The 8,918-nt window shown below is 47.0% G+C and carries 9 protein-coding genes; 4 read left to right on the top strand and 5 right to left on the bottom strand.

The features are described 5' to 3' along the window. Positions 1–634, top strand: a 634-nt coding sequence (locus tag HQK80_13810; GenBank protein MBF0223278.1) for a ChaN family lipoprotein, incomplete at its 5' end; no start/stop codon positions are given. A 129-nt stretch (positions 635–763) separates the two neighbouring features. Next, positions 764–1,546 (top strand): uracil-DNA glycosylase, encoded by a 783-nt coding sequence (locus HQK80_13805; GenBank protein ID MBF0223277.1) that lies wholly within the window; start codon positions 764–766, stop codon positions 1,544–1,546. 41 nt (positions 1,547–1,587) lie between these two features. Here HQK80_13805 and HQK80_13800 read toward each other — a convergent pair whose 3' ends face one another. Continuing rightward, positions 1,588–2,364 carry a hypothetical protein gene (locus HQK80_13800; GenBank protein MBF0223276.1) on the bottom strand — a complete coding sequence of 259 codons (777 nt, stop codon included), beginning with the start codon at positions 2,362–2,364 and terminating at the stop codon, positions 1,588–1,590. A gap of 481 nt (positions 2,365–2,845) precedes the next feature. Beyond that, on the bottom strand, positions 2,846–3,583 hold the full coding sequence (locus HQK80_13795; GenBank protein ID MBF0223275.1) for a PilZ domain-containing protein: 738 nt from the start codon (positions 3,581–3,583) through the stop codon (positions 2,846–2,848). Between the two features lie 244 nt (positions 3,584–3,827). Here HQK80_13795 and HQK80_13790 point away from each other — a divergent pair, with 244 nt between their 5' ends. Both HQK80_13790 and HQK80_13785 read left to right on the top strand, forming a co-directional pair. Next, complete coding sequence (locus tag HQK80_13790; protein MBF0223274.1) at positions 3,828–4,187, top strand: winged helix-turn-helix transcriptional regulator; 360 nt, start codon at positions 3,828–3,830, stop codon at positions 4,185–4,187. A 37-nt stretch (positions 4,188–4,224) separates the two neighbouring features. Continuing rightward, positions 4,225–5,328, top strand: coding sequence for an SO_0444 family Cu/Zn efflux transporter (locus HQK80_13785; GenBank protein MBF0223273.1), 1,104 nt, complete (start codon positions 4,225–4,227; stop codon positions 5,326–5,328). 10 nt (positions 5,329–5,338) lie between these two features. On the opposite strand, the gene genX is transcribed toward HQK80_13785, so the two are convergent. The 3 genes from genX to HQK80_13770 all read right to left on the bottom strand — a co-directional run. Beyond that, the gene (genX, locus tag HQK80_13780) at positions 5,339–6,244 is read right to left on the bottom strand and encodes an EF-P lysine aminoacylase GenX (GenBank protein MBF0223272.1); all 906 of its coding nucleotides are present in this window, start codon (positions 6,242–6,244) and stop codon (positions 5,339–5,341) included. Between the two features lie 91 nt (positions 6,245–6,335). Further along, a complete protein-coding gene (gene efp, locus HQK80_13775) occupies positions 6,336–6,899 on the bottom strand; it encodes an elongation factor P (GenBank protein ID MBF0223271.1) in 564 nt (187 codons plus the stop codon). 165 nt (positions 6,900–7,064) lie between these two features. Next, a partial coding sequence (locus HQK80_13770) for a DUF3458 domain-containing protein (GenBank protein ID MBF0223270.1) occupies positions 7,065–8,918 on the bottom strand: 1,854 nt, incomplete at its 5' end.

The following is an 8,918-nucleotide window of genomic DNA, read 5'->3' as shown; positions in this document are numbered from 1 at the left end:
GGAGTTGAGCGAGCTGCCGGATGATCGTGATCTTGATGTTGCTGGGTATCGGGATAGAAGCTATTCTGTATTTGCAGTGCATCCAGGCAAGAACAACTTGAAACAGTTTAATGGCTTTTTCCAGGCTCAGGCGATCTGGGATGAGATTATGGCCCAAACCATTGCTGAGTATTGTACTGATCATCCTGAGCAGCGGATGGTCGTAATTGCCGGCAGGGGTCATGTTGTTAAGAGTGACGCGATTCCTCCTCGGGTTGAAAGACGTATCGGCGCCGCTCAGGCAATTATTCTGAACTCTGACGGTGGAGAGCTCCACCCCCCTGAAGTTGATTATCTCGTATTTATGCCCCAGGTGGAGTTGCCTAGAGTCGCTTTGATGGGGATTGTCATGCGAATGGATACTGAAAATGAGCAGATAGTAATTGAAAAAATTTCGCCGCAGAGCCCTGCCGAAAAGGCAGGCATAACGACAGGGGATATTTTGCTTGCCCTTGACGGTGAGTTGGTAAATAGTGTTGAAGATGTTAAGGTTTTCATGATGACGAAAAAGGTAGGCGACAAGTTGTTGCTTACTGTCCAGCGAGATCGTTTTTTTCTGGATGACAAAAAAATAGATATTGAGATGCAACTTTAGGAGCCGTCAAAAAAACAACATGGCTATTTATGATGCATTACCTTACGGCTCCTTATGCCATCTGGCTCACTAAAACGGCTAGGTTATTTTCTGACAATGGCTTAGGTAAGCCGTCGTTCAAAAAGCACAATGAAGACTCAAGATAATCCGCGTAAAATTCTGCAAGATATTGGAAAGACATTGCGATTCCATGCCTCGTTAGGTCAAGATTCCTACCTCAACTCGGAGGCGATCCATTCGTTTTTGAGTATTCCTTTGCGGGATATTGATGCCGATCCCGCAAAGAAAAGGTTCTCGGAGGTCAGTCAGGCCGCGCATTGCAAAGAGGCGCGTGACTTTAAAAAAGTTGACCTTACCCAGAAAACACTTGTCGATATAAAGCGTGAGCTTGGAGATTGCACCCGGTGTAGCCTTCACGAGGGGAGAACCAGGATCTTGTTTGGAGCCGGCCCAGCTGATGCGACAGTGTTTATTGTTGGTGAATGGCCGAACAGGGTTGATGATGCTGAGGGAGTTTTGTTTAGTGATGAGCAGGGAGAACTGCTCCGGAAAATGTTCCAAGCCATTAATATTGACTTAAACGATACCTACCTGACAAATATCGTAAAATGCAGGGCCTCGGAAGAGTCTCCGCCGGAAAAAGACCATCTCTCTGCCTGTCGTCCGTTTCTACTAAGTCAAATTGATATTATTTCACCGAAAGTTATTGTTACCCTGGGCCCTTTAGCGGCCCAGGCACTGTTGAGCACCAACAAACTTCTTATTCACCTTAGGGGGCGGGTGCATCGATATAAAATGATCCCGCTGATTCCTATCTTCCACCCATCCTACCTGTTGAAAACACCAGAAATGAAGAAGGCTGCCTGGATTGACCTGCAACTTGTTCAGCGTGAGCTACTCAAAAAAGGCTAGCACCCTCCATGCTTTTTGAGCTCTTTGCTGGAACCTGTCTATTAATCCAGCAAACCTTGAAATACCTGTTTTAAAATCATAGTAGTTGTCTGAGGTGGTGCGGTGGCACGATTGAGCGTTTTTGGTCCGCTTGCCGGCAAATATTGTGATCGGACAATTGAACTGTAAACACTTGTAGCAATCCGCCTGGCGCCGTTTTGGTTTGGGAGAACACAATCAGCAAACAGTTCGGGTTTATTCTCTAGGGCACTGTATAAATCAATGACCTGCAGGCCGGTCTCTTTGGCGATTGCATCGATTCGAGGGATAATGTCATGGATTATTTTTCTATTGGAAATAGTGTAGTTGGTCCATTCGTCGCCGCATGATGGAACCGGGTAGCAAAGAAAAACAGTAGGTTTGGTCTCTAAGCTTAAAAATGGATCGATCAGGTCTTTAATGTCGTAATCAAAAAGGTAGTTATGGGTCGATGCCGGGTAGGTCGTGTCGAAGGCTCCGAGCGCAATTATAACCACGTCGGGCTTAAAGGCCAGGGCCTCCTTGAATAAATCACTGTGCAGGTAGGCTCGGTGGTCATTTTTTGCGACTGTGGCATCAACAAGGCCAAAGTTCTTTACTGTCCAGTCGTACCCAAGAAGCCTTCGCAGTTGGGCCGGGTAACTGTTCCAGTCCCGGTTTGACAACCCCTTGCCAAAGGTAATGCTGTCACCGATACAGGCAACTCGGCGGGCCTGCTGGGGTTTTCTATCCACTAACTGGTTGATGGTCGAAAGGCAACCGGAGAGACACACCGTGACTACTGTAAATACAACTGCCATTAGCAGAGGCAAACGCCAAATATTGAGGAGGAAGCTGTTTTTACTTAAGAACATGGCCCAGAAATTTTGATAAAACCTTGATGTTTTTCATTTGTATTCTTCATATCTAGAGACCGTTACGAAATAAACGGCTCAGCCACCTTGACGCTTTTCCGACGGCAAAGGCTTTCTTTACCCGGCTTTGCCAGGTAAGGACGTTTTATTTAGCAATAATCGATCCAGGCTATTGGTTGATTTTTATATCCCCTGTGTTATCAAATTGTTATGTGATTTTGTACTAGTGCTTAATGGTAATGGTCTGATTGTTTTGTGAGGTTGTAGTTCCGTGAAAGCAGCAGATTATGGGGCGGGATGCGCGATATATCTACTGATGTTAAAAAAAACGCCAATGGGCTTGAAATATTTCAGGGAGTTTGGGTTTGTTAATTCTTAACGGCATAAGGGGCCGTAAAGAAATTGGATAAAAAGTACAAGTTAATTCTTAACGGCCCCTAAGCTCTCGCTGGTGAATGTATTTCTGGAGAATCTTCTCCTCCTTTCGGTCTGGAAAAAGCTTAAGACCCGCTATGTATTGATTGAGATCACTGTTTTTGTCCAGACGGACAACCTGGCCTTGTTGGGCCTGGAGACTAATTGTGAGCTGGGAATAGACACTCTTCCCAGAGGAGTGAATCTCCAGGCACAGGTTTTCAACTTCATCGCCAATGTCGAAGATCTGGCCGGATTTTTTACTGATCAGGATGCCACGGATGCTCAGGTCTTGTGCGATAAGACCTGAGCATTCATTGCCCTTGCATTGGAGCGTCACATTGTTCAGGCCGGGAACGGAGACTCGGTAAAATTGGCGGCGTTGAAGTTGAAAAAGCTCAACCGGAAACTCCGTTAAAATAGAATTATCGGTAACTTTGATTACTTTAGCTTTGTAGTAGTTGAGCAGGTTTGCACGGTCCAGAAAGCGGACAAAAACGGGCCCTCCCATCTGTAGAGGCCAATCCAGGGGGCGATCAATCTCCAGGTGTTTGGTGCTGAAGTCAACAAGAACGGTGTTACCTGAAACATATTTTTTATTGGTCAGGGTTACAAACCGACGTTCCTCCCTCAGCCGTTCCAGGGAGTTGGTAATGAGCAAGGGGGAGCAGGTCTTTTGGTATCCTGATTCAGTTTGAATCCATATGCTGGGGCCAGGGCGTTTAGGGTGTGATGTCTTGTATAAGGGCATGTTTGAAAAATATCAGGGGCTAGGGTTATACTGCTGAAAAAGCAAAAGGCAGTGAGCTTGCCGCGTTTATTGATAGCAAAGCGATACCATTAGCTTTTTGTACTGTCAATGAAAAGTCGTTGCGTATAGTCTCAGGGCAGATCTTTAAGCCTGTTTGTTTGGATATTTCCGGGAGTTTCAGTTTGACAAAGCGACCAGCTTGCCATATATATGAACATATGCTCATATGCTAAAAGAGGGTGCTATGAAAAGTTCGTCTGATTTGTGCGGTTGTCGGGTTGTCCACCTGGAAAGTGTGGTTTCGGCTAAAAAAAATGCCTTGGAGGGTCAGGAGTTTGGGGCGCTGGCTAATTTGTTCAAGGCCCTGGCCGATGTGAACCGCATAAAGATTATCTGGGCCTTAACAACTGCCGAGATGTGTGTGTGTGATCTTGCCGCCTATTTGGGGGTGACTGAGTCTGCAGTCAGTCACCAGCTCCGGACTTTACGTCAGCTGCAACTGGTTGCCAACAGGAGAGACGGGCAGGTTTTATATTACCGGCTCGACGATGATCATATGGGTAAGCTGGTTAATCTGGCCATGGAGCATGTCAGGGAAGGATAGTGACGAGTATTTAAGCACAGGCCAATTGGGTGATTCTATGAAAGTATTTTTTACGTTTATTCACGAAACAGCTTTAGCCTCGCTGGAATTATTTCTCGAGTCCTCTCCTTATATTATTCTGGGATTGATCGTCGGGGGGTTGCTCAAGGAGTTTATTTCGCCCGACTATGTGGCCAGGCACTTGGGAAAGGGAAGATTTTTGTCTGTCGTGAAGGCCGCACTTTTTGGCATTCCACTCCCACTGTGTTCCTGCGGAGTTTTGCCCGCAGCAGCGGCCTTAAAAAGACAGGGTGCTAATAATGGGGCGACCACTGCATTTCTAATTGCTACACCGGAATCAGGAGTTGACTCGATCACAATAACCTATGCCCTTCTTGACCCGCTGATGACTATTGCCAGGCCGGTTGCTGCATTTGCTTCAGCCCTGACTGCTGGATTTCTTGAGAATCTGATCAATCCCCCGAAGCTCGCTGAACCCTTTTCGACGAAGAGGCAGGGGTTTACGCCAATTCCAATGCAAAAACAAGGGGGGCAGACCATTATTGCAAAAATTGTTATTGGAACCCGATCCGCCTTCAGTGAGTTATGGGCCGAACTGGCAGTTTGGTTTTTTCTTGGAATTGCCCTTGCCGGGATCATTACAACAGCGGTACCGGAGGAGTATATAACAGTTTATCTGGGCGGTGGTCTTGGCACAATGTTATTAATGTTAGTGTTTGGCATTCCAATGTATATCTGTGCAACGGCGTCAACCCCTATTGCTGCCGCATTAATTGTAAAGGGTGTCAGTCCCGGTGCCGCTTTAGTTTTTCTGCTGGTTGGGCCGGCAACCAACACGGCATCTTTGTCAGTTCTTGTAGGCCTTTTGGGTAAGCGTGCAACAGGGCTCTATCTTTCATGTATTGCGGTAGTAAGTGTGCTTTGTGGATTGGCTTTGGATGCTGTCTACGTATATCTGGGGCTCTCTGCTAAGGCTGTGGTTGGTTCAGCCGGCGAGGTAGTGCCATTCTGGCTACAGGCGCTTTCCGCTCTTGTTTTGCTCGGCTTCTCGTGTCGGCCTTTGTCCGCTGCCTTTAGAAGACAGTATAGTCGACTTTTAGGGGGTAAGGGGAAGGGTTGCTCATCAACTTGCAGTAGATAACTGCCGAATATTACACGGTTTCTGGGGTAAAGGTGACGACCTGATCGATGCATTGGGAGTTGGTAAGCAGCATCACCAATCGGTCTAATCCCAAGGCTATTCCAGCGGAGTCGGGCATGGCGCCTAAATCGTTCAGAAAATTCTCAGGCATAGGTCCGGCAGATCTACCGGCAGAGTGAATTACTTCTCTCTCTTTTTCAAAACGAAGGCGTTGCTCGACCGGGTCGTTAAGTTCTGAAAAACCGTTGGCAAGCTCAATTCCATCAATATAGAGCTCAAAGCGTTGGGCTGTTTGGGGGGTTATCGGGTTAAGCCTGGCAAGAGAGGCCATCTCTGCCGGATAGTCAATTAGAAATACCGGAGTGTTGATGCCAAGCTTTGGTTCAACATCCACAACCAGGATTTCCTCAAAACTGTCAGTAGATAGAGCAGTTTCAAGGGACATTCGAGCAAACTGCTTAAAGGCAGCATCGATGGTGATGCGAAGCCAGGGGCCGTTAAGATTAATTGTTTTATTGCCAAGGACAAGGTTCTGGTTTGGAATCAGGAATCGAAGCAAGTTCTCACAGTCGTGCATGAGCTGCTGGTAGTCAGCATTGGTTCGGTACCATTCAAGCATAGTCATTTCAGGGAGATGAAGCCGGCCCCGTTCGCCCTTACGGAAACATTTGCATATCTGGAAAATATTGTTACACCCAGAGGCAAGAAGTCTTTTCATGCAAAGTTCAGGCGAAGTCTGTAGGAACCAGCCTTCACTTTTCTGGGGTTCGATGTGTGTTTCTGGTGCGGGTGCCGGAATGCGGATTGGTGTTTCTACTTCGAGAAATGAGCGAGCAATAAAAAAAGAGCGAACAGCCTGGGTGATGGCGGCACGCTCTTCAAGAATTTTAAGGGTAGATGATACTTTTGTAGGCAATTTCCCCAGAAGCTGCGTCACATTTCACCTGTTTTTTTATCGGGCAACGTCAGCACTGGAAGACTAAAAGCCTTAACAAAAGACGCAATGATTATTCTTTAACACGGGTCATATAGCTGCCGGTGCGGGTGTCGACCTGGATAAGATCGCCTTGGTTGACAAAGGGAGGAACCTGGATCACAAAGCCGGTTTCCAGGGTAACAGGCTTTGAATCGTTACCTGTGGTGTCGCCTTTGGCCCAGGGGTCGGCCTGGATAACACGTAAATTAACGGAATTCGGCAGGGTGACGCCGATGGTTCTACCTTGAAAAAGCAGGATCTGCACGTCCATATTGTCAATCATGAAATTCAGATCGTCACCGAGTTGTTCCCTGCTGACTGAAATCTGTTCATAGTTCTGATTGTCCATAAAAATATATTCATCGCCCTGGGAGTAAAGAAACTGCATGGCACGCTCTAAAAGTTCGGCTTTTTTGAACTTGTCATTTGATCGGTAGGTACGGTCAAACATGTTGCCGTTGACCATATTACGCATTTTCGTCCGATAGAGGGCTTGTCCTTTTCCGGGTTTTGAAAAGGTGAACTCTGTAACAACATAAGGCTCGCCATCAATTTCGAGTTTGAGGCCTTTTTTCAGGTCTGAGGCGTTATACATGATACATCTCCAGGTTTTATCAGTTGCTGCCGTAGTGGTTAGATTTTACCACGCACTTTTACCCAAAAATTAAAAGCTTTTCAAGGCGTAAAGTGTTTGACGGCGGTGAAAAGCTATATTCCGCAGTTCAGCCTGTTGACGCTGAAAATACCTTACGCTATCGGCCTACTTTTCAATACTTTTTGAGGCTATTTCGTACACCCCCTTTGAGACCTTGGCTTGTGCAAGTATCCGTTTTAGTTGGTTTTTTAGCATATCTTGTCTCGTGGTGTCGTAGCGACGCCAGTGACTCAGCCGCCCGGTGAGCCGCGAGGCAATATTGGGGTTGAACTGGTCAAGGCGCAAAATCTGATCGGTAAGAAACCGATAGCCCTGACCTGATATGTGGTGAAAGCAGATGGGGTTGCCTCCGGCAAAAGAGCCTATCAGGGCCCGTACTTTATTTGGATTCTTGATGTTGAAGTGGCTGTGTTCAAGAAGCTCCTGGACGCGTGCAAATGTGGCATGGTTAGGCGCTGTCGCCTGAACAGCGAACCATTTATCCATAACCAGAGCCTCGTTATGCCATTTCTTGAAAAAAGAGTCGATCGCCAATCGCGCCAAATTGCTGTCACTGTGCACAAGAGTTTGAAAAGCCGAAATTTCATCGGTCATGTTGTCAGCCAGTTCAAACTGAGAACGGCACAGTTCCTCAGCATCATCGTTTGGCGAGGCAAGCAGCAGGTTGAGGCACAAATTCTTGAGCTGACGCTGCCCGGAATGTTTTGGGTCATAGCTATAGGGTTCCTCTCTGCGGTTGTCTATGTAAGTCTGTTTCAGCAGATCGCGCAGTTTTATTGAGATGTTTGTGCGAATAAACTCGCGGGCGTTATGGATAGCATCAATGTCGACAATATCAAGCTGTTCAGCCAGGTAGTCCTCGGAGGGCAGTAAGAGCATCTGGGCAACAAAGGCTTTGTCTTTGTCAAAATCGGGTTCAAGAATTGTTGCAAAAACCTTGGTCAAACGCTCATCGTAGAGCGGCGTCTGGCCCTGGGCGAATTGGTTCACACAGGACAATAGATGTTTTATATAGAGACGTTGTCCCGCCTCCCATTTACTGAAAGAGTCTGTGTCGTGCAGAAGAAGTAAAGCGAGTTCATCGTCGGAATACTCATAGCTAAGTTTTATCGGGGCTGAAAACTGCCTGAGAAGTGATGGAACCGGACGGTGGTCGATTTTTTCAAATCGAAAGGATTGGTCCGTTTGAGTGATATGGAGGGTGTGGCTTCCTGACGCTGCCTGCGTTGTTTCTCCCTCAAAACAAACAGCAAGTTCACAGCCTTCGGGTGAGATAAGTCCGATGGAAAGGGGGATGTGGAGATTGATATCTTTATGCCCACACGCCCCGGAGCTCTGCTTGACGGAAAGTTCATAGATCTGATTTTTTTCGTCATAACGTGAAGAGACCGTCAGAGTCGGAGTGCCTGCCTGAGAATACCAGTTGCGAAAAAGATCTAGTGATGATGGTCGATTTGGATCGCTGGATTTTTTGAGTGCAACTTCCATTGCATCAATGAACTCATCAGTTGTGGCTGCGGAGCCGTCGTGTCGTGCTATGTAAAGCTGCATGCCTTCTTGAAACAACTTTTCTCCAAGAATGGTGTGCAGCATTCGGATAACTTCAGCGCCTTTTTCATAAACGGTAAGTGTGTAAAAGTTGTTGATTTCAATATACGATTCCGGGCGAATCGGATGGGCCATGGGCCCGGCGTCTTCGGGGAACTGGTGGTTCCGAAGGAAGGAAACGTCCCGAATTCTTTGGATGGCGCGGGAGTTGGTGTCTGAGGAGAATTCCTGATCTCTGAAAACGGTGAGTCCTTCCTTTAAGCTAAGCTGAAACCAGTCACGGCAAGTTACACGTACTTCACGGTCACAGAGAGAAACTGGAATATTCAGTTCTGCGGCCACCTTAGTGGCCTCCAAGAGTTCGGCGCCAGGAACCACTCCAAGCTGCGCGCCTAATTTTTTTTGATACGA

The organism is Desulfobulbaceae bacterium (genome assembly GCA_015231515.1).
Taxonomy (GTDB): Bacteria; Desulfobacterota; Desulfobulbia; order Desulfobulbales; family VMSU01; genus JADGBM01.
This window is presented reverse-complemented; position numbering and strand designations above follow the sequence as displayed.